Below are 24,198 nucleotides of genomic sequence, written 5' to 3'. Positions count from 1 at the left end.
CCGAGCGCACGAGGAGACACCCCAGCATGATCCGGATGACGCTCGCCGAGGTGACGCACGCCGTCGGCGGCACCCTTCAGCTCCACGGCGCCGACACGCCCGAGACGATCGTCTCGGGCACCGTGGACACTGATTCGCGCGAGATGGGCCCGGGCTCGGTCTTCGTCGCCAAGCCGGGTGACGCGACGGACGGTCATCTGTTCGTCGGCGACGCCGTCGCGGCCGGCGCGGGCCTGGCGATCGTGCAGCGACAGGTCGACGTGCCGGTCTCGCAGGTCGTCGTCGAGGATGCCGTCGCCGCCCTGGGCGCGCTGGCCCGCGAGGTGGTCTCCCGTGTCCGCGCGCGGGGCGAGCTCCGCGTGGTCGGGATCACCGGCTCGAACGGCAAGACGACGACGAAGAACCTCCTCGCTCGCGTCCTCCAGGACGAGGGGCCCACCGTCGCCCCTCGAGCCTCCTTCAACAACGAGGTCGGTGCTCCGGTGACGATGCTCCGCGTGACCGAGGACACCCGGTTCCTCGTCAGCGAGCTCGGTGCCTCCCGGCCCGGGCGGATCGCCGAACTCGCGGGCCTCATCACCCCGGACATCGGCGCCGTGCTGATGGTGGGGCTCGCGCACGCCGGCGGATTCGGCGGCGTGGAAGCGACCCAGAAGGCCAAGACCGAACTCGTCCAGGCGCTCCGCCGGGGCGGAACCGCTGTTCTGAACGCGGACGACGCCCGGGTCGCGGCGATGGCCTCCGCGGCCGAGAATCGCGGTGCCGACGTCCGGTGGTTCGGGCGCGGACCCTCCGCCGATGTCCGCGCCGTGGACGTCGACGTCACGGCATCCGGGACGACCGCCACCATCCTGGTCGACGGCCGGCGTCTGCCGTTGCACCTCCGAGTGCTCGGCGAGCACCACGTCATGAACGCGCTCGCGGCCATCACCGTCGCGCACGTCCTCGGGGTGGACCCCGCCGACGCCGTCGAACGCATCGGCACGGTCGAGATCGCGGAGCGCTGGCGGATGCAGCCGCTCGGAAGCGACCGCGTGCGGATCATCAACGACGCCTACAACGCGAGCCCCGACTCGATGGCGGCAGCCCTTCGCACCGTCGCCCAGATCACCGCGCCCGGGCAGCGCAAGGTCGCCGTCCTCGGGGCGATGACCGAGCTCGGCGAGCAGGCGGGGGAGGAGCACGACCGCATCGGGCTCCAAGCCGTGCGGCTGCGATACGAGCGCATCGTGGTCATCGGCTCGGCGGCGCGACGCCTGTACCTCGCCGCCATCAGCGAAGGATCCTGGGACGGCGAGGCGGTGTTCTTCGAGACGGCCGACGAGGCCTACGAGTACCTCATGACAGAGCTCCGCGACGGCGACCGGGTGCTCGTGAAGTCCTCGAACTCCGCGGGGCTCAGGTTCCTCGGCGATCGTCTGGGAGAATCGTTCTCGTGAGATCCCTGCTGGCCGCTGCGACGATCTCGTTGGCATTCACCCTCTTCCTCACGCCCCTGTTCATCCGGATCTTCCGGAAGATCGGGTGGGGCCAGGTCATCCGCACCCCGGAGGACATCAACAACCCCAGTCACCACACGAAGCGCGGCACGCCCACGATGGGCGGGATCGTCTTCATCCTGGGCACGATGGTCGGCTTCTTCGTCGGCAGTTACACGGGCGGCACCGAACCGACGGTCTCCGGTCTGCTCGTCCTGTGGATGATGGTGGGCCTCGGCATCATCGGCTTCATCGACGACTACATGAAGGTCCGGTCACAGCGCAGCCTCGGTCTCTCGGGATGGCGCAAGATCGTCGGCCAGGTGGCGGTCGCCGTCCCGTTCGGCGTGATGGCGTTGAACTTCCCGAACCAGTACGGCGAGACCCCGGGGTCCGCGTACATCTCGTTCTTCCGCGACATCCCGACGCTCTCCTTCATGGCGCTCGGAGCGGTCGCGGGCTGGATCCTCTACCTGCTGTGGATCTCGTTCATGTCGGTGGCATGGTCCAACGCGTCCAACCTCACCGACGGCCTCGACGGCCTGGCGACCGGCGCCGGCATCTTCACCGTCTCGGCCTACAGCCTGGTGACGTTCTGGCAGCTCCAGCAGCGCTGCCACTCCGCCGCCCTCGCCACCGAGTACACCGCGGCCTGTTACGACACACGCGACCCCATGGGTCTCACGATCGTCGCCGCGTCGTTCGTGGGCGCGCTCGTCGGATTCCTCTGGTGGAACGCGCCCAAGGCGAAGCTGTTCATGGGCGACACGGGCTCGATGGCGATCGGCGGCGTGATCGTCGCGATGGCCGTCCTCAGCCGCACCGAGATCCTCTCGGTCATCCTCGCCGGCGTCTTCATCATCGCTCCCGCATCCGTCATCCTGCAGCGGTACTACTTCAAGGCGACCGGTGGCAAACGCCTGTTCCTCATGAGCCCGTTCCACCACCACCTCGAGATGCGCGGATGGCCTGAGATCACGATCGTCGTGCGCATGTGGGTCATCGCCGGCATCTTCGCGATCTTCGGCGTCGCACTCTTCTACGTCGGCTGGCTGGCCGCCGTATGACCGCCGACCTCAGCCGGCTGACGAGCTGGAACGCCGATTGGTCAGGACTCCGGGTCGCCGTCCTCGGTCTTTCGATGACCGGGTTCTCGGTCGCCGACACGCTCGCGGAGCTCGGCTCGGACGTCCTCGTCGTGACGGAGAAGGCCGACGAGGAATATGCGCGGCTGCTTCCCGTCATCGGTGCGCGGCTCTGGGAGGGCGCGCTCGACAGCGTTCCGGAGGAGCTCATCGCCCACCGGCCCGACGTGGTCATCGCCTCTCCCGGATTCCCGCCGCACCACCCCGTCGTGTCGTGGGCACGAGAGGCGGGTGTGGCCGTCTGGGGCGACATCGAGCTCGCGTGGCGGGTGCGCGACAAGGTGCTGCGCGCCGACGGATCACCGGCGGACTGGGTGCTGGTCACCGGGACCAACGGCAAGACCACGACGACGCAGCTGACGGCGACCATGCTCGTGGCAGGCGGACTGCGCGCTGCGCCCTGCGGCAACATCGGTGTGCCGGTCCTGGACGCGGTGCGCGACCCCGCGGGTTTCGACGTCCTCGTCATCGAGGTCTCGAGCCACCAGCTCTGGTACCTCAGCCTGCAGGCCGGCGACGATCGGGTCTCGCCGCACGCGAGCGTCTGCCTGAACCTCGCCGCCGACCACCTCGAGTGGCACGGATCCTTCGACGCGTACCGGGATGCGAAGGCGTTCGTCTACCAGAACACCCGCGTCGCGTGCGTCTACAACAAGAGCGACATCGCGACGCGCGAGATGGTGGAGGACGCGGAAGTCGTCGAGGGATGCCGCGCCATCGGCTTCGACCTCGGTGTCCCGGGCCCGAGCGATCTCGGCGTCGTGGACGGCATCCTCGTCGACCGTGCCTTCCTCGAGGAACGACGGACGAACGCTCTCGAGCTCACGACGCTGGACGAGCTCTCGCAGACGGGGCTGGCCGCGCCGCACGTCGTCGCCAACATCCTGGCGGCTGCCGCGCTGGCGCGTTCGCTGGATGTCCCGCCGGCGGCGATCCGCGACGCGCTCCGTGGCTTCCGGCTGGATCCGCATCGGATCGAGGTCGTCGCGGTCGCCGAGGGTGTCACCTGGATCGACGACTCGAAGGCGACCAACCCGCACGCGGCGGCATCCTCCCTGCAGGCGTACCCCGGTGCCGTCTGGGTCCTCGGCGGACAGCTGAAGGGCGTGGACATCGACGACCTCGTCGCGGCCCGCGGTCCCGCGGTCAAGGCGGCGATCGTCATCGGCGTCGAGCGCTCGGCGATCGTTGCGGCATTCGCGCGACACGCGCCGACGGTGCCGGTTTTCGAGGTCGACCACGCTCAGACTGAGGACGTCATGACCGAGGTCGTCGCGTTGGCGGCGGGCGTCGCGCAGGACGGAGACGTGGTCCTCCTCGCTCCGGCGGCGGCGTCCTTCGACCAGTTCGCCTCGTACTCGGACCGCGGCCGACGCTTCGCCGACGCGGTGAACGCACGGATGGGAAAGGACGCCGGTGACGACTACGACCGACCGTCCGGCCCCGTCGGATCCGGCTGACCGAGGTTCCTCGCCCTTCACTGCGCGAGTCGCGCTCGGGCGGGTGTTCGCCCCGGTTCCGAGCGAGTTCCTCCTCATCGCCTCGACGGCGCTGATTCTCACGATCTTCGGACTCGTCATGGTGCTGTCGGCGACGATGGCGACCGCAGGCGATGGCGGCCCCTTCCAGACCGTCATGCGGCAGGCGATGTTCGCCATCCTCGGCGTCCCGCTCATGTTCGTCTTCAGTCGGCTGCCGGTGACGTTCTGGAAGCGCATCTCGTGGATCGCGCTCGGAGCGGCCCTGGCCTTCCAGCTGCTCGTCTTCACACCCCTCGGCTACGAGTTCGATGGGAACCGCAACTGGATCTCCATCGCGGGTGTCCAGGCGCAGCCCTCGGAGTTCCTGAAGCTCGCCTTCGCGCTGTGGCTCGGTTATGTGCTGTACCGCAAGCACACGCTGCTCGGACTCTGGCGCCATGTGTTCATCCCGGTGGTACCCGTCGGCGCCATCGTCATCGGTTCGGTCATCGCCGGTAAAGACCTCGGAACCGCGATGATCCTGGTGCTCATCCTGCTCGGCGCACTCTTCTTCTCGGGAGTGAAGCTGCGGGTGTTCATCATCCCCGTGGTCATCGCCGTCGTGGCGGTCGCGGTGCTCGCGCTGACGAGCGCGAACCGCATGGCGCGCATCGCGAGCTTCCTGAACCCGAACTGCATCGACGAGTACCTGACGTCGTGCTACCAGCCCCTGCACGGCATCTGGGGCCTCGCCAGCGGCGGTGTCTTCGGTCTGGGGCTCGGCAACTCGCGCGAGAAATACGCATGGCTGCCCGCGGCATCCCACGACTACATCTTCGCGATCGTCGGCGAGGAGCTCGGCCTCATCGGGTGCATCGTGGTCCTCGCGCTGTTCACACTCTTCGCGGTCGGCGCCTTCCACGTGATCCGAAAGACCCACGACCCGTTCATCCGCATCGCGGCGGGCGGCATCACCGTGTGGATCGTCGGTCAGGCGCTCATCAACATCGGTGTCGTGCTGCGCGTGTTCCCGGTGCTCGGCGTCCCGCTGCCCTTCATGTCGCAGGGCGGGACGTCGCTCGTCTCGGTGCTGATGGCGTGCGGTGTGCTCCTGGCCTTCGCGCGGTCGCTGCCCACGTCGGCGCCGATGGCCCGTCCTGCCCGCCGGTAGGCTCGATCCGGTGACCACGTACCTCTTGGCCGGCGGTGGCACCGCGGGCCACGTCAATCCGCTGCTCGCCGTCGCCGACGCCCTGATGGCCCGCGACCCGGACGCCACCGTGCTGGTGCTGGGTACCCGCGAGGGCCTGGAGGCCCGACTGGTCCCGGAGCGCGGATACGAGCTGCTGTTCGTCGACAAGGTCCCGTTCCCGCGTCGACCGGATGCCGCGGCGCTCCGGTTCCCTGCCCGGTTCGCGCGCGCGGTGCGTCAGGTCCGCGGTCACATCCGGGAGCGCTCGGTCGATGTCGTCGTCGGTTTCGGGGGGTATGCCTCGGCTCCCGCCTACGTCGCCGCACGTCGCGCGCGGATTCCGGTCGTCGTGCACGAGGCTAACGCCAAGCCCGGACTGGCCAACGTACTGGGCGCGCGCGGCGCCGCGGCATCCGGTGTCGCCTTCGAGGGCACCCCGCTGCGGGGTGCCGAGGTCGTCGGGATGCCGCTGCGCCCCGAGATCGTGACCCTCGACCGGGATGCCCTCCGTGCCGACGCCGCCGCGGAGTTCGGACTGGATGCCGCCCGTCCCGTCCTGCTCGTGTTCGGCGGGTCGCTCGGCGCCGTCCGACTCAACCGGGCGTTCGCGGACGCGTGGGAGGACATCGTCGCCGCAGGCTGGCAGATCCTGCACGCCGCGGGCGAGCGCAACGACATCGCCGATCCCGGTGACCCCGCCTACCGGATCGTGCCGTACATCGACCGCATGGACCTCGCCTTCGCCCTCGCCGACGCGGTCGTCTCGCGTTCTGGCGCGGCGACCGTCAGCGAGCTCAGCGCACTCGGAATCCCCGCCGTGTACGTTCCCTACGCCGTCGGCAACGGGGAACAGGCCCTCAATGCGGCATCCGCGGTCGCGGCCGGTGCGGCCGTGATCATCCCCGACGCGGAACTGACGGGCGACCGCATCCGGTCGACCGTCGTGCCGCTCCTGACGGACTCCTCTGCACTAGGGCGCATGCGGGCGGCGGCGGCGCAGGTCGGCACCCGTTCGGGCAGCGAGAACGTCATCGGTCTGATCGACCGAGCGCTGGCGCGCTGAGGTCCGAGAGCGGGCGGCCAGCGCGCCGCGACGACCCCGCAGCCCGCCCGACCTAGACTTGACGGGCCATGATTCGCCCCGATCTCACGCTCCCCATCCCTGCGGACATCACCGCCGCCCACTTCATCGGGATCGGCGGTTCCGGGATGTCGGGTCTCGCCGGGATGTTCCTCGATCGCGGCATCCGTGTATCGGGATCCGACCGCTCCGACAGTGCGGCGATGCAGGCGCTGGCGGCGCGCGGCGCGGCGGTCCACGTCGGGCACGACGCCGCGAACCTGCCGGACGACGTCGACGCGGTGGTGTTCACCGGCGCCATCTGGCCCGAGAACCCGGAGTACCTCCTGGCGAAGGAGCGGGGAGTGCCCGTTCTGCACCGGTCGCAGGCGCTCCACTGGCTCGTCGGCGGTCGCCGCCTGGTGAGCGTGGCGGGAGCGCACGGCAAGACCACCTCGACCGGCATGATCGTGACGGGGCTCCGCGCGATCGGTGCGGATCCGACTTTCGTCAACGGCGGTGTCATCGCCTCGCTCGGCGTCTCCAGCGGCACCGGTTCGGGCGACCTCTTCGTCATCGAAGCCGACGAGTCGGACGGGTCGTTCCGGCTCTACGACACCGCCGTCGCGCTGATCACCAACGTCGACCCGGACCACCTCGACCACTGGGGCTCGCGCGAGGCGTTCTACGAGGGGTTCGTCCGCTTCGCGGATGCAGCCTCGCAGGCCGTCGTCATCTCCGCCGACGACCCCGGAGCCCGCGAGGTCACCGCGTCGCTGTCGCACGGCAACGTCGTGACCTTCGGGACGGCCGCCGAGGCGGATGTCCGTGTGGGCGACATCCTCACCGACGGACCGGTCTCGTTCACGCTCCACCACGGCGGGCGGTCCGCCTCGGGTGCGCTCAGCGTCCCCGGTGCGCACAACGCCGTCAACGCCGCCGGTGCCGTCGCGGTGCTCCTCACCCTCGGGTACGAGCTGGAGCCGGCGCTGCGCGCGGTCGAACAGTTCGGCGGGACCATCCGTCGGTTCGAGCTCCACGGCGTCCGCGCGGGGGTCGCGGTCTACGACGACTACGCCCACCACCCGACCGAAGTCGACGCCGCGCTGGCGGCGGCGCGTACGGTCGTCGGCGACGGGCGCATCATCGCCGTCCATCAGCCGCACACCTACTCGCGCACGCAGGCCATGTACCGCGAATTCGCAGACGTCCTCGAATCGCGTGCCGACCACACCGTCGTCCTGGACGTGTACGGCGCCCGTGAGGACCCCGTCCCGGGTGTCACCGGGGCCCTCGTCAGCGGCGCGTTCGCCGATCAGGACCGGGTGCGCTTCGTCGCCGACTGGCAGCAGGCGGCCGAGTACACGGCCTCGGTGGCCCGGCCCGGCGACTACGTCATCACCCTCGGCTGCGGCGACGTCTACCGCATCATCCCGCAGGTCCTCGACGCGCTCGGGCAGGAGTGACGATGCGGCGGCCGTCCCCCCTGCCGACGACGCCGCCGGCACGTCGACCCGCCGCGGAGGCGACTCCGGTCGAGCCGGCTCCGACCGGCCCGCCCCACGCGGAACGGACGGCACCCGACCGGGACCCGTCGCCGGAACAGATCACCGAGGTCATCGAGCCGGCGCGGCCCGGCCGTCTCGTCCCGTTCGCGCCGACGGTCGCCGCCGACGACGTCGTCCCCGACGAGAAGACTCCGGATGCCGGTGACCGCCCGCTCGGCGTGCGAGACGTCTGGGCGGCGGCGCGCGCCCGCCGCCGGGCCCTCCGTCGCGAGGTGCGGCGGTTCACCGTCCGTCAGCGCCGCCGCCGCTCCGTCTGGATCGCCTCGCTCGCGGCCGTCCTGGTCGTCGGACTGGGAGCCGTCGCGACCGCCTACAGTCCTCTGTTCGCCGTCTCCCGCATCACGGTTCTCGGCACGGATCGGCTCGATCCCGACGCGGTCGAGGCCGCGCTGGCGGGGGAGAAGGGCACGCCGCTGGCGCTCGTGGACTCCAGTGCGGTGAAGGCGGCACTCGTCGGTTTCCCACTCGTGGAGAGCTACTCGATCGAGGCTCGTCCGCCTCAGGAGCTGGTGGTGCGGATCATCGAACGGACTCCGGTCGGCGTGGTCTCGACCCGCGGTGGGTTCTCCCTCGTCGATGCCGCCGGGGTCGTCCTGTCCACCTCCGAGGAGGCGCCGAAGGGGTATCCGGCGATCGAGGCGACCGGTGGCGTCGGATCGCGCGCGTTCCGCGCAGTCGGTGCGGTGTATCGCTCGCTTCCCGAGGATCTGCGCACCCAGGTGACCGCGATGGCCGCCACGACTCCCGACGATGTGACCCTCACGATCGACGGGGCGGACATCGTGTGGGGCAGCTCTGACGACCCGGTGGAGAAGTCGCGCGTCCTCACGGCTGCGATGGCTGCGAAGCCCCCGTCCGAGGTCGACGAATACGACATCTCCTCGCCCGGCGCGGTCGTCATCCGCTGAGCCGGATCAGATCGCGCGACACGCCCACGTCGCTGCGGCCGCGCGTCGCCTGGCCGCTTACCTTCGGAATCAGGAATTGCATACTCGGCAATTCTTTAAACCTCTGGTTGAGGTTGAAGGTTTGCACTCGAGGTTCAGGACGATACGGAGGCCGGCGTGAGCCAGAACCAGAACTACCTTGCTGTGATCAAGGTCGTTGGCGTGGGCGGTGGCGGTGTGAACGCCGTCAACCGCATGATCGAGCTCGGCCTTCGCGGCGTCGAGTTCATCGCCGTCAACACGGACGCCCAGGCGCTGCTGATGAGCGACGCCGACATCAAGCTCGACGTGGGCCGCGAGCTCACGCGAGGTCTGGGCGCCGGCGCCGACCCCGAGGTGGGTCGTCGCGCCGCCGAGGACCACGCCGAGGAGATCGAGGAGGCGCTCGCGGGCGCCGACATGGTCTTCGTCACGGCGGGCGAGGGCGGCGGCACCGGCACCGGCGGTGCTCCGGTCGTCGCGCGGATCGCGAAGTCCATCGGTGCACTGACCATCGGTGTCGTGACGAAGCCGTTCTCGTTCGAGGGGCGTCGTCGTCAGACGCAGGCCGAGGCGGGCGTCTCAAAGCTCAAGGAAGAGGTCGACACCCTCATCGTCGTGCCCAACGACCGTCTGCTCGAGATCAGCGACCGCGGCATCTCGATGATCGAGGCGTTCGCCACGGCCGACCAGGTTCTCCTCGCCGGTGTGCAGGGCATCACGGACCTGATCACGACCCCGGGTCTCATCAACCTCGACTTCGCCGACGTCAAGTCCGTCATGCAGGGCGCGGGCTCGGCCCTCATGGGCATCGGATCCGCTCGCGGTGCCGATCGCGCGATCAAGGCGGCCGAGCTCGCCGTCGAGTCGCCTCTGCTCGAGGCGTCGATCGAAGGCGCGCACGGCGTGCTGCTCTCGATCCAGGGTGGTTCGAACCTCGGCATCTTCGAGATCAATGACGCCGCGCAGCTCGTCAAGGAGGCCGCGCACCCCGAGGCCAACATCATCTTCGGTACCGTCATCGACGACACGCTCGGCGACGAGGTGCGCGTCACGGTGATCGCCGCCGGCTTCGACGGAGGCGAGCCGCAGGTCAAGGTGGAGCCGATCACGGCGTCGCGCCCGGCATCCGCTCCGGTGCTGCCGCCGCTGCCCGCCGACACGGTCGCTCGCGACCTCGCCGCGGCCGAGCACAGCGGTCGCGAGTCGGTCACGGTGTCCGCCCCCGCGTCCTCGTCGAGTGACTACGACTCGGCCTTCGGCGATGACGACCTCGACATCCCCGACTTCCTGAAGTAATCCCTCGTGGATCTGCGTTCGCGGCTCGCCGACATCGACGCGCGCATCTCGGATGCCGCTCGGTCGGCGGGCCGCGATCCCGCGACGATCACCCGCATCGTCGTGACGAAGTTCCACCCCGTCGAACTCGTGCAGGACCTCGCCGCCCTCGGAGTCGCCGATGTCGGTGAGAACCGGCAGCAGGAACTCAGCGCCAAACGCGTCGCGTACGCGGGAAGCCCGCTGCGCTGGCACTTCATCGGTCAGGCGCAGACGAACAAGGCGAAGGCCGTGCGGCGGGATGCCGATGCGGTGCATTCGGTCGACCGCGCGCGACTCGCCGACGCGCTCGACTCCGCCCGCGAAGACGGAGACGAGAGCATCCTGGATGTCCTCATCCAGATCAACCTCACCGACGACCCGGGTCGCGGGGGCGTTCAGCCCGCGGGTGTGGAGGCTCTCGCCGAGCATGTCGTGGGATCCTGCCCATCACTGCGACTGCGCGGCGTCATGGCCGTGGCACCCCTCGGCGAGGAACCCGCCGAGGCCTTCGCGAGGCTCGCCGCCCACGCCGCGCAACTGCGCCGCGTGGCGCCCGATGCCGACTGGATCTCCGCCGGGATGACCGGCGACTTCGCCGAGGCGATCGCCGCGGGTGCGACACACCTGCGGATCGGATCGGCAATCACCGGCCCGAGGCCCCTGCACGGTTAGCCTCATCACAGACGAGCAATACGGAGGATGCGATGTCGAACCCGCTCAAGAAGACCATGGTGTACCTGGGCCTCGCCGACGAGGAAGAGGTCTACGAGGAGCCGGCTCCCCGCCGCGAGAAGCAGGTCGAGAACAAGACCGCTCCCGTGACGCCCATCCACCGTCCGGCCGTCGTCCGTCAGCCCGCTCCGGCCACCGTGAGCGAGATCGTCACGGTGCACCCGAAGCAGTATCGCGACGCGCAGATGATCGCCGAGAACTTCCGGGACGGCATCCCCATCATCATCAACCTGTCGCAGATGAGCGATGCCGACGCCCGTCGTCTCATCGACTTCGCCAGCGGCCTCTCGCTGGGGCTGTACGGCCGCATCGAGCGCGTGACGAGCAAGGTCTTCCTGCTGTCGCCCGAGAACGTCGCGGTCTCCGGCGAAGGCGCGATCGCTCAGGGCGACGCCGACTCCGCCCCCTTCGCCCACTGACGTCGTGTCGGTCATCGGCCTCATCGCCGGGATCCTCAACGCGCTCCTGCTCATCTATGTGCTGTTCCTCCTGGCACGCCTGGTGCTGGAGTACATCCCGATGTTCAACCGGGAGTGGCGTCCGCGCGGCGGGTGGCTCGTCTTCGCCGAGGTCGTGTTCACCGTCACCGACCCGCCGCTGAAGTTCTTCCGGCGCTTCATCCCGCCCCTGCGCATCGGTCCCATCGCGCTGGATCTCGCCTTCCCGATCACGATGCTGTGCTGCTTCGTGCTCCTGTCCGTCACGCAGGTCCTGAGCCGCGTGTGACGCCCCCCGTCGTCGCACCCACGACGGCCGCGGACTATGCTGTCGGGGTACGGCTCGCGCCTCGCGGGTCTTCATTGACCGGCCCGCTTCCTGAGCCCCGAAAGAGGAAAGACACATGCCTTTGACTCCCGAAGACGTCGTCACCAAGCAGTTCCAGCATGTTCGCTTCAAGGAGGGTTTCGACCCGGATGAGGTCGACGACTTCCTCGACGAGATCGTCGTCGAGTGGCGCAAGACCATCGCTGAGAACGAGGAGCTGAAGGCGAAGCTCGCGGCTTACGAGTCCGGTGAGACGCCCGCCCCCGAGGCCGCTGCATCCGCCCCGCAGGATGAGGTCGTCGAAGAGGCCCCGGCTCCGTCCGAGCCCGTCGCCGAAGCGCCCGCCGCCGGCGCAACCGCTCCTGCAGCCGCGTCCGCCGGCATCATCGAGCTCGCACAGCGCCTGCACGACGAGCACGTGGCCGAGGGCAAGGCCCAGAAGGAGAAGCTCATCTCCGAGGCGCAGGCCGAGGCCGACGCCATCCTCAACGAGGCCCGCTCCAAGGCCCGCGACGAGATCTCGCGCCTCGAGAGCGAGCGCGGCACCCTCGAGGGCCGCATCAGCGAGCTGCGTCAGTTCGAGCGCGACTACCGCGTCCAGCTGCGTGGCTTCATCGAGGAGAAGCTGCGCGACCTCGACGTCGCCGGCACCTCGGGCTCGACGCCCATCCCCGCGTCCTGACCACTCGCACGTTGTCGAGCCGAACGTCCGCGTCGCGGACGACACTGCGCGCCGCAGCGGCCGGCACCACCATCGCGATCCTCGCGGTGCTGGTGCTGGCCGCTGACCAGTTCACGAAGTTCCTCGCTCTCGAGAACCTGCCCGAGCGGCAGGCGGTCCCGGTGCTCGGAGACTTCTTCCAGCTGTACCTGACCTTCAACCCCGGAGCGGCCTTCTCCCTCGGTGAGGGAGTGACCTGGGTGTTCACCCTCGTCCTCGCCGCCGCCGCCGTGACGATCGTCGTGCTCGCGGTCACGCGGGTGCGCTCGCGAGCCTGGGCGATCGTCCTCGGACTGCTGCTCGGCGGCATCCTCGGAAACCTCGGCGACCGTCTGTTCCGCGCCCCCGGATTCCTCGTCGGACACGTCGTCGACTTCATCCACACGCCGTGGCTCTGGCTGGGGTTCCCGTCGGCCATCTACAACGTCGCCGACTCGTTCATCGTCACGATGATGCTCGCCGTCGCGATCCTCGTCCTCCTCGGCATCCGTTTCGACGGATCACGGGAGAAGGATGCCGCGACTGCGGCGACCGCCGTCGACGAGGAGTCGTCGGCGCCCGCTGATCCTCATGCCCAGCCGTAGTCTCCCGGTTCCCGACGGCTTGGACGGCACGCGGGTCGACGCCGCGTTGGCGAAGCTCCTCGGCTTCTCCCGGACCTTCGCGGCAGAGGTGGCGGAGGCAGGGGGGGTGGAACTCGACGGGCGCACCGTCGGCAAGTCCGACAAGCTCGCCGCCGGCGCCTGGCTGCAGGTCGACTGGGAGGACAAGCGGGGTCCTGAGATCGTCGCGATCGCCGTACCCGATCTCGGTATCGTCCACGACGACGACGACATCGTCGTGGTCGACAAGCCGGCGGGTGTCGCCGCGCATCCTTCGCTGGGGTGGGAGGGCCCGACCGTCGTCGGGGCCCTGGCGGCGGCAGGGTTCCGTATCGCGACGTCGGGCGCCGCCGAGCGACAGGGTGTCGTGCACCGGCTGGACGTCGGCACGAGCGGTCTCATGGTCGTCGCGAAGACGGAGCGTTCGTACACCGCGTTGAAGCGTGCGTTCAAGGAACGCGAGGTCGACAAGATCTACCACACGGTCGTCCAGGGCCACCCCGACCCCTTGGTCGGGACCATCGACGCGCCCATCGGCCGCCACCCCAGCCACTCATGGAAGTTCTCGGTCACCCCCGACGGCAAGGACTCGGTGACGCACTACGAGACGCTCGAGGCGTTCCCCCGTGCCTCGCTGCTCGAGGTGCATCTCGAGACGGGGCGCACGCACCAGATCCGGGTGCACATGGCCGCCCACCGGCATCCGTGCGTCGGAGATCCCCTTTACGGCGGCGACCCGACGCTCGCGCAGCGGCTGGGGCTCACCCGGCAGTGGCTCCACGCGCGCGAGCTCTCCTTCGCTCACCCCGCGACGGGGGTGTGGTCGACCTTCCGCTCGGAGTATCCGGCGGACCTCGCCCACGCCCTGGAGATGCTGCGCGACCAGTCGTGATCCTCGGAGCGGAGCACCGTGACCTGCCCTGAAAGTCAGCGGCCGCCGGCGAAGCTCGCGGGATCGTCTTCGGCGATGGCGAGGGCGATCTTGCGAACGTGGGTCTGATCGACGTCCACCAGCTCGCCGAGGCCGAACCACCCGACCTCGGTGAGTTCCCCGTCGGCCGGATGCGGCTCGCCCGACACCCAGTCGCAGCGGAAGACGAGGTCGAGGTAGTCGACCTGGTCGCCGTTGGCGTACTCGATGCGGGGGATCTGTTGGACGGCGGCGAGGCGGGTGGCGCGCACCACGACGCCCGCCTCCTCGCGACACTCCCGCACGGCCGCGTCGGCGGGCTCCTCTCCGGGATCGACGATGCCCGACACGGGTTGCCACGACCCGTTGTCCGCCCGCCGTCCGATCAGCACCTTCTCGTCGCGGAAGACGATCGCGGTGACTCCGACGAGGGGGAGCGGGGCAGTGCCGATCTTCTCGCGCAGGGCGAGGACGAACTCGGGAGTGACCATGCCGACCAGCCTAGGTCCCGTGTCGGACCCGGAACGTAGACTCGATCCGTGGCATCCGATTCCTTCGTCCATCTGCACGTGCACAGCGAATATTCGATGCTCGACGGGGCCGCGAAGATCGGCGCGATGACGCAGGCGGCAGCTGATTACGGGATGCCGGCGATCGCCGTCACCGACCACGGCAACACCTTCGCCGCCTTCGAGTTCTACCGTGCCGCCCAGTCCGCCGGGGTCAAGCCGATCATCGGTCTCGAGGCCTACGTCACGCCGGGCACCCACCGCGGCGACAAATCCCGTGTCGCCTGGGGCTCGCCCGATCAGAAGAGCGACGACGTCTCCGGCTCCGGTGCGTACACCCACATGACGATGTGGAGTCAGAGCACCGAGGGCATGCACAACCTCTTCCGGCTCAGCTCGCTGTCGAGCATCGAGGGCTACTACTTCAAGCCGCGCATGGACCGCGAGCTCCTGCAGACCTACGGCAAGGGCCTCATCGCGACGACCGGCTGTCCGTCGGGCGAGGTGCAGACCCGACTGCGACTGGGGCAGTACGAGGCGGCCCGAGCCGCCGCTGCCGAGTTCCAGGACATCTTCGGCAAGGAGAACTACTTCGCCGAGATCATGGACCACGGGTTGTCGATCGAGCGTCGCGTGATGACCGACCTCATCCGCCTGTCGAAGGACCTCGGCATTCCGCTCGTCGCGACCAACGACTCGCACTACACGCACCAGCACGAGGCCGACGCTCACGCCGCCCTCCTCTGCGTGCAGTCGGGATCGACGCTCGACGACCCGAACCGCTTCAAGTTCGACGGCGACGGCTACTACATCAAGACCGCGCAGGAGATGCGCCAGCTCTTCCGCGATCATCCCGAGGCCTGCGACAACACCCTGCTCATCGCGGAGCGGTGCGAGGTCGAGTTCAACACCTCAGCGAACTACATGCCCCGCTTCCCGGTCCCCGAGGGCGAGACCGAGGACAGCTGGCTCATCAAGGAGGTCGAGGCGGGCCTTCACTACCGCTACCCGGACGGTATCCCCGACCGGGTCCGCAAGCAGGCCGAGTACGAGACCGGGATCATCCTGCAGATGGGCTTCCCGGGGTACTTCCTCGTCGTCGCCGACTTCATCAACTGGGCCAAGGACAACGGCATCCGCGTCGGTCCCGGCCGTGGCTCGGGTGCGGGCTCGATGGTCGCGTACGCCATGCGCATCACCGACCTCGATCCGCTCGAGCACGGCCTGATCTTCGAGCGGTTCCTCAACCCCGACCGCGTCTCGATGCCCGACTTCGACGTCGACTTCGACGACCGCCGCCGCGGCGAGGTCATCGACTACGTGACCGAGAAGTACGGCTCCGAGCGGGTCGCGCAGATCGTCACCTACGGCACGATCAAGTCGAAGCAGGCGCTGAAGGATGCCGGTCGGGTCCTCGGATTCCCCTTCTCCATGGGCGAGCGCCTCACCAAGGCGATGCCTCCGCCCGTCATGGGCAAGGACATGGAGCTCGGCGGCATGTTCGACGCGAAGCATCCGCGGTACAAGGAGGCGAGCGAGTTCCGCTCGCTCATCGAGACGGACCCCGAGGCGAAGACGGTCTTCGACCGGGCGATCGGCCTCGAAGGTCTGAAGCGCCAGTGGGGTGTGCACGCGGCCGGGGTCATCATGTCGAGCGAGCCCTTGATCGACATCATCCCGATCATGCGGCGCGAGCAGGACGGTCAGATCGTCACGCAGTTCGACTATCCGTCGTGCGAGACCCTCGGCCTCATCAAGATGGACTTCCTGGGGCTGCGCAACCTCACGATCATCTCCGACGCCCTCGACAACATCCGCAGCAACCGCGGGGAGGAGCTCGATCTCGAGCACCTGGAGCTGGACGACCGTGCGGCCTACGACCTGCTGAGTCGCGGTGACACACTCGGCGTCTTCCAGCTGGACGGCGGGCCGATGCGGTCGCTGCTGCGCCTCATGAAGCCCGACAACTTCGAGGACATCTCGGCCGTCATCGCGCTGTACCGACCGGGCCCCATGGGGGCGAACTCGCACACGAACTACGCCCTGCGCAAGAACGGCGTGCAGCCGATCACCCCCATCCACCCGGAGCTCGAGGAGCCGCTGCGGGAGATCCTCGACACGACGTACGGCCTGATCATCTATCAGGAACAAGTCATGGCGATCGCGCAGAAGGTGGCCGGCTTCTCGCTCGGTCAGGCCGACATCCTGCGGCGCGCGATGGGCAAGAAGAAGAAGTCCGAGCTCGACAAGCAGTACGAGGGCTTCTCGGGCGGCATGAAGGAACGCGGTTTCGGCGAGGGCGCGATCAAGGCCCTCTGGGACATCCTGCTGCCCTTCTCCGACTACGCGTTCAACAAAGCCCACTCCGCCGCCTATGGGCTGGTGTCCTACTGGACCGCGTACCTCAAGGCGCACTATCCCGCCGAGTACATGGCCGCCCTCCTCACGAGTGTCGGCGACTCGAAGGACAAGATGGCGGTGTACCTGAACGAATGCCGTCGGATGGGCATCCGTGTGCTGCCGCCCGACGTGGGGGAGTCGATCCGCTACTTCGCGGCGGTCGGCGAGGACATCCGCTTCGGGCTCGGCGCTGTGCGCAACGTCGGCACCAACGTCGTGGACGGGATCGTCTCGGCGCGAGCGGATGGAGCGTACGCGAGCTTCCACGACTTCCTGGCGAAGGTCCCCGCCCACGTCGCGAACAAGCGGACCGTGGAATCGCTCATCAAGGCAGGGGCGTTCGACTCGCTCGGTTCCACGCGGCGCGCGCTCATGGAGATCCACGAGGACGCGACCGAGCAGGCGGTCCTCGACAAGCGCCGCGAGGCCAACGGCGAGGTCGGATTCGACTTCGACAGCCTGTGGGGCGACGACGAGCCGCAGCAGGTCGCGCGTGTCCCGGAGCGTCCGGAGTGGACGAAGAAGGACAAGCTCGCCTTCGAACGCGAGATGCTCGGCCTCTATGTCTCCGATCATCCGCTGGCCGGGCTGGAGATCCCGCTGGCCAAACACGCCTCCACCTCCATCCACGACCTCCTCGTCTCCGAGGACATCTCCGACGGGGACATCGTCACGATCGCGGGTCTGGTCACGAGTGTGCAGCACCGCGTCGCGAAGCAGAGCGGCAATCCGTACGGCATGATCACCGTCGAGGACTTCGACGGTGAGGTGACCGTCATGTTCATGGGCAAGACGTACACCGAGTTCCAGTCGATGCTGCAGGCCGACTCGATCCTCGTCGTCCGAGGTCGGGTCTCCCAGCGCGACGACGGGCGCAACCTGCACGGTCAGTCCGCGTTCGTACCCGACCTCGGATCGGTGGATGCGGCGGGGCCGCTCGTCCTCCTCCTCCCCGAGCATCGGGCGACGGAGACGACGATCGGTCAGCTCGCGGCGGTCCTGGACCGGCATCCGGGGAACACGGAGGTGACGCTCAAGCTGCATCGGGCAGGCGTCGCCAAGGTCTTCGAGGTCCCCGCGCAGGTGGGGGTGACAGTCGACCTCTATGGCGAGTTGAAGGGTCTGCTGGGACCCCAGTGTCTCGGCTGAGTCGGCTGAACCGAGCGGGGTAGGATCGCAGGCGGTGCCCCCCGGCGCCGCGCGGAAGGAGCATCGTGACCGATCAGAAGCCGACCCCCGAGACGCCCGACGAGAACGGAAGCAGTGTCGAGGATCTCGACATCACCGTGGTCCGTGCGCCCGAGACTGCGGTGTACGACACCTCGTCCGCCGACAACGAGACCGAGGCGTACGACTTCTCGGCGGATGCCGGGGCTCCCGTCCCCGCAGAGACCGAGGCGCCCACCGTCGCGCAGCCCGCCGACGAGGTCCCCGCCTCGGCCCCGGACGAGCCTGTCGTCGCCCCCGTCGATCCGACCCACATGGCAGAGCCGACGAACGCGGCAGAGCCGATCGACCCAGCGGATCCCACGAGCCCCGCCGAGCCCGGACACATCCCCCCGCAGTACGGCATCGGGCCGTTCTCGCTGCGCGAGGTGTCGTTGCTCGGCGTCTGGGCACTCGCATTCATCTTCTCGTTCTTCCCGCTCTACGGGGACAGCCCCTACACCCAGCTTCTGGGTGACTCGAGCGTATGGTCGTCGGGCATCGACTGGATCCTCGCGATCGGCGTGCCGACGGTGGCGGTCTTCCTGCTCGTGCTCCGCCGCTTCTCGCCCGACGGCATCCGTCGGGTCGGCTCCCTGGGGATCGATCAATTCGCCTCCGTCGCCTTCTCCGTCTCGGCTGTGCTCTGGTTGAGCTGGCTCTGGAACAACATCGCCCGCGGCGCCGCCACCGGCATCTGGCTGAGCAGCTGGGTCGTGTGGGTCGAGGTCATCCTCATGGCCGCCGGTGTCGCGCTGACCGTGGTGGCTCCCTTCATCCCGCCGTTCCACGAGGACTTCCTCCACCGCAGCGAGACCGTCTCGCACCGCGTCGCCCGCGGCGCGCGCCCCGTCGTGGCGCGTCCGATCTCCGACGCCCGCTTCACGATGGCGGCGCCGTCGGTCGACCCCGACCCGGCACCGCTCGGTGACCCGATCGAGGACGACGAGCCTGCGCCGGCTCCGGCCTCCGCGCACCAGGCGTTCTGGGCGCTCGCCCCGGTCGAGCGCGACGTCGTGGACGAGAACGGGACCCCGCTGTTCCGCATCGGCCCGACCGCGTGGGCGCTCGTCATCGAGGACCGCGGGGACTCGTTCGTCGTGCGCCACGAGGACGGCCGGATCGGCTACCTGACGGACGTCTCGGGCGTCACCCGGGGCTGAGCCGCCGGTACCCTGGTGGGATGCTCCGCACGATCGACCTCCGCGGTCGCGCCGCCTCCCCGGCCGACCTCCTCGCCGCTGTTCCCCGTGCCACCGCTGCGCGAGACGAGGCGCTGACGACGGCGGCAGCGGTCGTCGCGGACGTCGCGGCCCGGGGCGAGGCGTCCCTGCGTGAGCAGGCCGCGCGGTTCGACGGCGTGGAGGGTCACGACATCCGGGTCCCGGCCGCCCACCTCGATGAGGCACTGACCTCCCTCGACCCGGCGATCCGTCGTGCGCTCGAGAAGGCGATCGATCGGGTCCGCCGGGCGTCGGCCGCCCAGGTTCCGGCGCCCGTCGTGACCGAGATCGGTCCCGGAGCGCGCGTCGAGCAGCACTGGCGGCCCGTCCGCCGGGCTGGGGTCTACGTGCCCGGCGGCAAAGCGGTCTATCCCTCGAGTGTCGTGATGAACGTCGTGCCCGCGCAGGTCGCCGGCGTCGCGCAGGTCGCTCTCGCCTCCCCGCCTCAGCGCGATCACGGCGGCCGGGTGCACCCGGTCATCCTGGCCGCGGCACGGCTCCTCGGGATCACCGAGGTCTACGCGATGGGCGGCGCCGGGGCGATCGGCGCCTATGCGCACGGCGTTCCCGGGCTCGGCCTCGACCCGGTCGACGTGATCTCGGGCCCCGGCAACAACTTCGTCGCCCTCGCCAAGCGTGTCGTGGCCGGCATGGTCGGCACGGACTCCGAAGCAGGCGCCACCGAGATCCTGATCGTGGCCGACGACTCCGCCGATGCGCGGCTGGTCGCCGCCGATCTCGTCAGTCAGGCTGAACACGACGAGCAGGCGGCAGCCGTCCTCGTGACCGACGCACCCGCCCTCGCCGAGGCGGTCGTGGTCGAGGTCGAGCGGCGCTCGGCCGCGACGCACCACGCCGACCGCGTCGCGCAGGCGCTGGCCGGTCCGCAGTCCGCCGTCGTCCTCGTCGACGACATCTCCACGGCGACGGCGTTCAGCAACGCGTACGCGCCCGAGCACCTCGAGCTGCACCTGGCCGATCCGCACCCGGAGGACTTCGTCAACGCCGGCGCCGTGTTCGTCGGCGCCTGGACCCCGGTGAGTCTGGGCGACTACCTCGCGGGCAGCAACCATGTGCTGCCGACGGGCGGTCAGGCGAGATACGCGTCCGGCCTCTCGGCATCCACCTTCCTCCGCCCGCAGCAGGTCATCACCTACGACCGCGAGGCACTCGAGGCGGTGCACGACGACATCGTGACGCTCGCCGGCGCCGAGATCCTGCCGGCGCACGGTGAGGCCGTGACGGCGCGCTTCGACGCGTAGGCTGGATGCCGCCATGCACTGCCCGTTCTGCCGTCACTCCGATTCCCGCGTCATCGACTCGCGCACGAGCGACGACGGGCTCAGCATCCGTCGTCGTCGGCAGTGCCCTGAGTGCGGTGGACGGTTCTCCACGATCGAGACGGCGAGTCTGAACGTCATCAAGCGCTCCGGCGTGATCGAGTCGTTCAGCCGCGAGAAGGTCATGTCGGGCGTCCGCAAGGCGTGCCAGGGTCGCCCCGTCACCGAGGCGGATCTCGCCATGCTCGCCCAGGCCGTCGAAGAGGCCGTCCGCCAGACCGGTGTCTCGCAGATCGACACGAACGAGATCGGTCTGGCGATCCTCGGGCCTCTCCGCGAACTGGACGAGATCGCCTACCTGCGTTTCGCGAGCGTGTACCAGGCCTTCGAGACGCTCGACGACTTCGACGAGGCGATCGCGCTGCTCCGCGCGGATCACGCGCAGCGGGTCCCGCGGGACGAGGTCTGATCACGGCGTCTGCGCCGTCGCCCTAGGCTGGGAGCCGATGTATCGACTCCTCTTCGACCTCGTCCTCCGCCGACTGGACCCCGAGACGGCCCACCATCTCGGGATGGTCGTCATCCGCCTCGCCGGCGTCCCCCCGTTCTCCTGGGTCGCGCGAGCTCTCACGCGACCGGACCCGCGGCTGCGTACCGAGGCGCTCGGCCTGGTCTTCGACTCACCCTTCGGCGTGGCCGCGGGCTTCGACAAGAACGCCGTCGGGGCGCTCGGCCTGCACGCTCTCGGATTCGGGCACATTGAGGTGGGTACCGTCACGGCGATCCCTCAGGAGGGCAACCCGCGCCCGCGCCTGTTCCGCCTCCCCGCCGACCGCGCGCTCATCAACCGCATGGGGTTCAACAACGAGGGCGCCGCTGTCGTCGCAGGCCGTCTGGCGCGCATGCGGCGACGCGCGCACCGCCCGGTCCTCGGCGCGAACATCGGCAAGTCGCGCATCGTAGACGTCGCCGACGCCACGGCGGACTATGTCGCCAGCACGCGACTCGTCGCCCCGGTGGCCGACTACCTCGTCGTGAACGTCTCCTCCCCGAACACCCCGGGGCTGCGCGGTCTCCAGGCCGTCGAGACCCTGCGTCCTCTGCTGACCGCGGTGAAGGATGCCGCGGGCGCCACACCGCTCCTCGTGAAGATCGCCCCTGATCTCACGGACGACGAGATCGACGGCATCGCCGCTCTCGCGGTCGACACCGGGCTGGCCGGCATCGTCGCGACGAACACGACGATCGCTCGGACGGGACTGACGACGGATGCCGCACGCGTCGAGGCGATGGGGGCCGGAGGCCTCTCCGGTGCCCCGCTCCGGCAGCGCTCGCTCGACGTGCTCCGCCGGGTGCGCGCGGCGGTGCCCGCCGACTTCTGCGTCATCGCCGCCGGGGGAGTGGAGACCGCCAGGGACATTCGTGAGCGGCTCGCCGCCGGTGCCGACCTCGTGCAGGGCTACAGCGCATTCATCTATCGCGGACCGCTCTGGGCGCGCGAGGTTAACCGCGGGCTGGTGCGCTGAGCCCCGGCATCCGCTCCACCCACGACGACGGCCCCGCACCTTCCGGTGCGGGGCCGTCGTGGTTGTCCGGGGCTCAGCTCGGGTATTCGCCCCGCTTGACCTGCGGCTTCGGCAGACGCATGAACCGCATCTGCACCGAGCGCATCGCCGCGTACCAGCCGAGACCCTTCTCGCGGCGGTCGCCCCACTTGGCGGCGGCGAGCTTCTTCACCTTGCGCGAGAGCATGATCATGTCGGCGACCACGAAGAGCAGGTAGGCCCAGAGGCCGATGTACGCGTAGAAGACGACGGCGGTGTTCGGGACCAGGGCGAAGAGGATGACGATGACGAGCAGCGGCATGACGAGCTCGCCGAAGTGCCAGCCGGCGTCGGTGTAGTCGCGCGCGAAGCGCCGCTGCGGGCCGCGGTCGCGAGGCGTCAGGTAGCGCTCGTCGCCGTTGGCCATGCCGATCCGGGCCTTCTCGCGCTGGGCCGCGAGCTCCGCCTTCGCTCGCGCACGAGCCTCCTTCGTGTTCGCCACGAGAGGCCGCTTGCGCGCCGCTTCCTGCTCGGCGCGCGTGGGCGTCGGGCGGTTCTTCCCGGCGCCGGTGGGGGCGTCGGGGGCGGTGTCGGCGGGAGGCGGTGTCTTTGCCACGGGGCGGTTCCTCGGAATCGGCGAAAAAGGCGTGCGACATAAGATTACCCGCATGACTTCCGACACCACCCGGTCTTCCGCGGTGCGGGAGGCGGCCCTCACCCAGGTTCCCGCCGCCCTCGCCGACCTCGGCTCCCTCGTCCGCATCCCCTCGATCGCGTTCCCCGGATTCGACCGCGCCGAGGTGCAGCGCAGCGCCGAGGCGGTCAAGGCGATCGTCGACGACCTGGGGATCTTCGAGCGGGTGGAGATTCGGACCGCGGTCATCCCCGAGACGGGAGAGCAGGGGATGCCGGCGGTGCTGGCCACGCGACCCGCGCGAAACGGTCGGCCGACGATCCTCCTCTACGCGCACCACGACGTGCAGCCGGTCGGCGACGAGTCGCTGTGGGAGTCCCCGCCCTTCGAGCCGACCCTGCGGAACGGTCGCATCTACGGTCGCGGTGCGGCCGACGACAAGGCGGGCATCATGGCCCACATCGGTGCGCTCCGTGCGCTGGTCGAGTCGGTCGGTCCGGACTTCGACCTCGGCGTGAACCTCTTCTTCGAGGGGGAGGAAGAGGCCGGGTCCGCGTCGTTCGCGCAGTTCCTGAGCGACAACGCCGATGCGCTGCGCGCCGACGTCATCGTGGTCGCGGACTCGGGAAACTGGGACTCCGAGACACCGGCGCTGACGGTGTCGCTGCGCGGTAACGTCCGCTTCACCCTCGACATCGAGACGCTCGAGCACGCCTCGCACTCCGGGATGTTCGGAGGAGCCGTCCCCGATGCCATGCTCGCGGCCGTCACGCTGCTCGCGACGCTGTGGGATGGGGACGGTGCGGTCGCCGTCGACGGGCTCGAATTGCGGGACGCCGAGACCCCGCCGTACTCGGAGGAGACGCTGCGCAGCGAGGCGGGGCTGCCCGAGGGTGTGTCGCCGATCGGGCGCGATGAGATCCTGAGCCGCATCTGGAACAAGCCGTCGATCACCATCACGGGCATCGATGCGCCCAGCGTGCGGAACGCATCGAACACGCTGTCGCCGAAGGTCTCCGTCGTCCTCAGCACCCGTGTCGCTCCCGGCCAGGCGGCTGCCGACGCGTTCGCCGCGATCGAGGCGCACCTCCGCAGCCGGGCACCGTTCGGCGCGCGGCTGACATTCCGTGACGTCGACTTCGGAAATCCCTTCCTGGTCGACACCTCCGGCCCGGCCGTCGAAGCTGCCCGTGCTGCGCTCGAGAGCGGCTACGGCCGTACCCCGATCGACATCGGTGTGGGCGGCTCGATTCCCTTCATCGCCGATCTGGTGCGGGAGTTCCCGGGGGCCGAGATCCTCGTGACCGGTGTCGAGGATCCGCATGCCCGGGCGCACAGCCCCAACGAGTCCCTGCACGTCGAGACGTTCCGCAACGCGCTGGTGTCCGAGGCGCTGCTGCTCGCGGCACTCGACGCATCCGACTGATCCCGCGCGACGATCCACTCGGGTCGCCGGTCCGACGGGCGCGCCGGGACGTAGAATCGAGAGAGCACGCCGCCCCCGTTCCTGAAGAGCACTGGCG

The 24,198-nt window shown here is 69.4% G+C and carries 22 protein-coding genes; 20 read left to right on the top strand and 2 right to left on the bottom strand.

What is annotated here, in order from left to right; translation table 11 throughout:
• The first annotated feature begins 26 nt into the window (after positions 1-26).
• The 14 genes from murF (at position 27) to AB0259_RS06520 (ending at position 13,861) form a co-directional block, all read left to right on the top strand.
• Complete coding sequence (gene murF, locus AB0259_RS06585; protein ID WP_366219975.1) at positions 27-1,439, top strand: UDP-N-acetylmuramoyl-tripeptide--D-alanyl-D-alanine ligase; 1,413 nt, start codon at positions 27-29, stop codon at positions 1,437-1,439.
• On the top strand, positions 1,436-2,545 hold the full coding sequence (mraY, locus tag AB0259_RS06580; RefSeq protein WP_251580488.1) for a phospho-N-acetylmuramoyl-pentapeptide-transferase: 1,110 nt from the start codon (positions 1,436-1,438) through the stop codon (positions 2,543-2,545). The genes murF and mraY overlap by 4 nt, the downstream gene beginning before the upstream one ends.
• Positions 2,542-4,083: a UDP-N-acetylmuramoyl-L-alanine--D-glutamate ligase gene (gene murD / locus AB0259_RS06575; protein WP_366219977.1), complete on the top strand. Its 1,542-nt coding sequence runs from the start codon at positions 2,542-2,544 to the stop codon at positions 4,081-4,083. The genes mraY and murD overlap by 4 nt, the downstream gene beginning before the upstream one ends.
• A complete protein-coding gene (ftsW, locus tag AB0259_RS06570) occupies positions 4,040-5,254 on the top strand; it encodes a putative lipid II flippase FtsW (protein ID WP_366219979.1) in 1,215 nt (404 codons plus the stop codon). The genes murD and ftsW overlap by 44 nt, the downstream gene beginning before the upstream one ends.
• 10 nt (positions 5,255-5,264) lie before the next feature.
• Positions 5,265-6,338 carry a UDP-N-acetylglucosamine--N-acetylmuramyl-(pentapeptide) pyrophosphoryl-undecaprenol N-acetylglucosamine transferase gene (locus AB0259_RS06565; RefSeq protein WP_366219981.1) on the top strand — a complete coding sequence of 358 codons (1,074 nt, stop codon included), beginning with the start codon at positions 5,265-5,267 and terminating at the stop codon, positions 6,336-6,338.
• A 68-nt stretch (positions 6,339-6,406) separates the two neighbouring features.
• Positions 6,407-7,801, top strand: a complete 1,395-nt coding sequence (gene murC, locus AB0259_RS06560; protein ID WP_366219983.1) for a UDP-N-acetylmuramate--L-alanine ligase — start codon at positions 6,407-6,409, stop codon at positions 7,799-7,801.
• Between the two features lie 2 nt (positions 7,802-7,803).
• A complete protein-coding gene (locus AB0259_RS06555) occupies positions 7,804-8,811 on the top strand; it encodes an FtsQ-type POTRA domain-containing protein (protein WP_366219985.1) in 1,008 nt (335 codons plus the stop codon).
• Positions 8,812-8,967: 156 nt separating this feature from the next.
• Positions 8,968-10,128, top strand: coding sequence for a cell division protein FtsZ (gene ftsZ / locus AB0259_RS06550; protein WP_251580494.1), 1,161 nt, complete (start codon positions 8,968-8,970; stop codon positions 10,126-10,128).
• A 6-nt stretch (positions 10,129-10,134) separates the two neighbouring features.
• On the top strand, positions 10,135-10,821 hold the full coding sequence (locus AB0259_RS06545) for a YggS family pyridoxal phosphate-dependent enzyme (protein WP_251580495.1): 687 nt from the start codon (positions 10,135-10,137) through the stop codon (positions 10,819-10,821).
• Positions 10,822-10,853: 32 nt separating this feature from the next.
• Positions 10,854-11,300 (top strand): cell division protein SepF, encoded by a 447-nt coding sequence (gene sepF, locus AB0259_RS06540; RefSeq protein WP_251580496.1) that lies wholly within the window; start codon positions 10,854-10,856, stop codon positions 11,298-11,300.
• 4 nt (positions 11,301-11,304) lie between these two features.
• Positions 11,305-11,607 carry a YggT family protein gene (locus AB0259_RS06535; RefSeq protein ID WP_064002334.1) on the top strand — a complete coding sequence of 101 codons (303 nt, stop codon included), beginning with the start codon at positions 11,305-11,307 and terminating at the stop codon, positions 11,605-11,607.
• A 115-nt stretch (positions 11,608-11,722) separates the two neighbouring features.
• Positions 11,723-12,328, top strand: a complete 606-nt coding sequence (locus AB0259_RS06530; protein ID WP_366219986.1) for a DivIVA domain-containing protein — start codon at positions 11,723-11,725, stop codon at positions 12,326-12,328.
• An 11-nt stretch (positions 12,329-12,339) separates the two neighbouring features.
• Complete coding sequence (gene lspA / locus AB0259_RS06525) at positions 12,340-12,951, top strand: signal peptidase II (protein ID WP_251580498.1); 612 nt, start codon at positions 12,340-12,342, stop codon at positions 12,949-12,951.
• Positions 12,938-13,861: an RluA family pseudouridine synthase gene (locus tag AB0259_RS06520; protein WP_251580499.1), complete on the top strand. Its 924-nt coding sequence runs from the start codon at positions 12,938-12,940 to the stop codon at positions 13,859-13,861. Before lspA ends, AB0259_RS06520 begins: the two co-directional genes overlap by 14 nt.
• A gap of 35 nt (positions 13,862-13,896) precedes the next feature.
• Here AB0259_RS06520 and AB0259_RS06515 read toward each other — a convergent pair whose 3' ends face one another.
• On the bottom strand, positions 13,897-14,370 hold the full coding sequence (locus tag AB0259_RS06515) for an NUDIX domain-containing protein (protein ID WP_366219988.1): 474 nt from the start codon (positions 14,368-14,370) through the stop codon (positions 13,897-13,899).
• Positions 14,371-14,418: 48 nt separating this feature from the next.
• On the opposite strand from AB0259_RS06515, the gene dnaE reads away from it, so the two are divergent.
• The 5 genes from dnaE (at position 14,419) to AB0259_RS06490 (ending at position 22,023) form a co-directional block, all read left to right on the top strand.
• On the top strand, positions 14,419-17,937 hold the full coding sequence (gene dnaE, locus AB0259_RS06510) for a DNA polymerase III subunit alpha (protein WP_308222248.1): 3,519 nt from the start codon (positions 14,419-14,421) through the stop codon (positions 17,935-17,937).
• A 65-nt stretch (positions 17,938-18,002) separates the two neighbouring features.
• Complete coding sequence (locus tag AB0259_RS06505) at positions 18,003-19,157, top strand: hypothetical protein (protein WP_366219989.1); 1,155 nt, start codon at positions 18,003-18,005, stop codon at positions 19,155-19,157.
• Between the two features lie 20 nt (positions 19,158-19,177).
• Positions 19,178-20,479, top strand: coding sequence for a histidinol dehydrogenase (hisD, locus tag AB0259_RS06500; RefSeq protein ID WP_366219990.1), 1,302 nt, complete (start codon positions 19,178-19,180; stop codon positions 20,477-20,479).
• 13 nt (positions 20,480-20,492) lie between these two features.
• Complete coding sequence (nrdR, locus tag AB0259_RS06495) at positions 20,493-20,966, top strand: transcriptional regulator NrdR (RefSeq protein ID WP_251580503.1); 474 nt, start codon at positions 20,493-20,495, stop codon at positions 20,964-20,966.
• A 37-nt stretch (positions 20,967-21,003) separates the two neighbouring features.
• A complete protein-coding gene (locus AB0259_RS06490; protein WP_366219991.1) occupies positions 21,004-22,023 on the top strand; it encodes a quinone-dependent dihydroorotate dehydrogenase in 1,020 nt (339 codons plus the stop codon).
• 73 nt (positions 22,024-22,096) lie between these two features.
• On the opposite strand, the gene AB0259_RS06485 is transcribed toward AB0259_RS06490, so the two are convergent.
• Complete coding sequence (locus tag AB0259_RS06485; protein WP_217531295.1) at positions 22,097-22,657, bottom strand: DUF3043 domain-containing protein; 561 nt, start codon at positions 22,655-22,657, stop codon at positions 22,097-22,099.
• 52 nt (positions 22,658-22,709) lie between these two features.
• Here AB0259_RS06485 and AB0259_RS06480 point away from each other — a divergent pair, with 52 nt between their 5' ends.
• Complete coding sequence (locus AB0259_RS06480) at positions 22,710-24,101, top strand: dipeptidase (RefSeq protein ID WP_366219992.1); 1,392 nt, start codon at positions 22,710-22,712, stop codon at positions 24,099-24,101.
• Positions 24,102-24,198: the final 97 nt, after the last annotated feature.

The sequence above is a fragment of the Microbacterium sp. NPDC080005 genome (genome assembly GCF_040702445.1).
GTDB lineage: Bacteria > Actinomycetota > Actinomycetes > Actinomycetales > Microbacteriaceae > Microbacterium > Microbacterium oleivorans_D.
Note: the sequence above shows the minus strand (reverse complement) of the source record. Positions and strands in the feature narration are given on the sequence as shown.

Excerpts from the sequence above, each read along its gene's own strand:
- murF (WP_366219975.1), top strand. The coding sequence starts at position 27 with ATGATCCGGATGACGCTCGCCGAGGTGACGCACGCCGTCGGCGGCACC.
- murD (WP_366219977.1), top strand. The coding sequence starts at position 2,542 with ATGACCGCCGACCTCAGCCGGCTGACGAGCTGGAACGCCGATTGGTCA.
- murC (WP_366219983.1), top strand. The coding sequence starts at position 6,407 with ATGATTCGCCCCGATCTCACGCTCCCCATCCCTGCGGACATCACCGCC.
- AB0259_RS06555 (WP_366219985.1), top strand. The coding sequence starts at position 7,804 with ATGCGGCGGCCGTCCCCCCTGCCGACGACGCCGCCGGCACGTCGACCC.
- sepF (WP_251580496.1), top strand. The coding sequence starts at position 10,854 with ATGTCGAACCCGCTCAAGAAGACCATGGTGTACCTGGGCCTCGCCGAC.
- AB0259_RS06530 (WP_366219986.1), top strand. The coding sequence starts at position 11,723 with ATGCCTTTGACTCCCGAAGACGTCGTCACCAAGCAGTTCCAGCATGTT.
- AB0259_RS06520 (WP_251580499.1), top strand. The coding sequence starts at position 12,938 with ATGCCCAGCCGTAGTCTCCCGGTTCCCGACGGCTTGGACGGCACGCGG.
- AB0259_RS06515 (WP_366219988.1), bottom strand. The coding sequence starts at position 14,370 with ATGGTCACTCCCGAGTTCGTCCTCGCCCTGCGCGAGAAGATCGGCACT.
- hisD (WP_366219990.1), top strand. The coding sequence starts at position 19,178 with ATGCTCCGCACGATCGACCTCCGCGGTCGCGCCGCCTCCCCGGCCGAC.
- nrdR (WP_251580503.1), top strand. The coding sequence starts at position 20,493 with ATGCACTGCCCGTTCTGCCGTCACTCCGATTCCCGCGTCATCGACTCG.
- AB0259_RS06490 (WP_366219991.1), top strand. The coding sequence starts at position 21,004 with ATGTATCGACTCCTCTTCGACCTCGTCCTCCGCCGACTGGACCCCGAG.
- AB0259_RS06480 (WP_366219992.1), top strand. The coding sequence starts at position 22,710 with ATGACTTCCGACACCACCCGGTCTTCCGCGGTGCGGGAGGCGGCCCTC.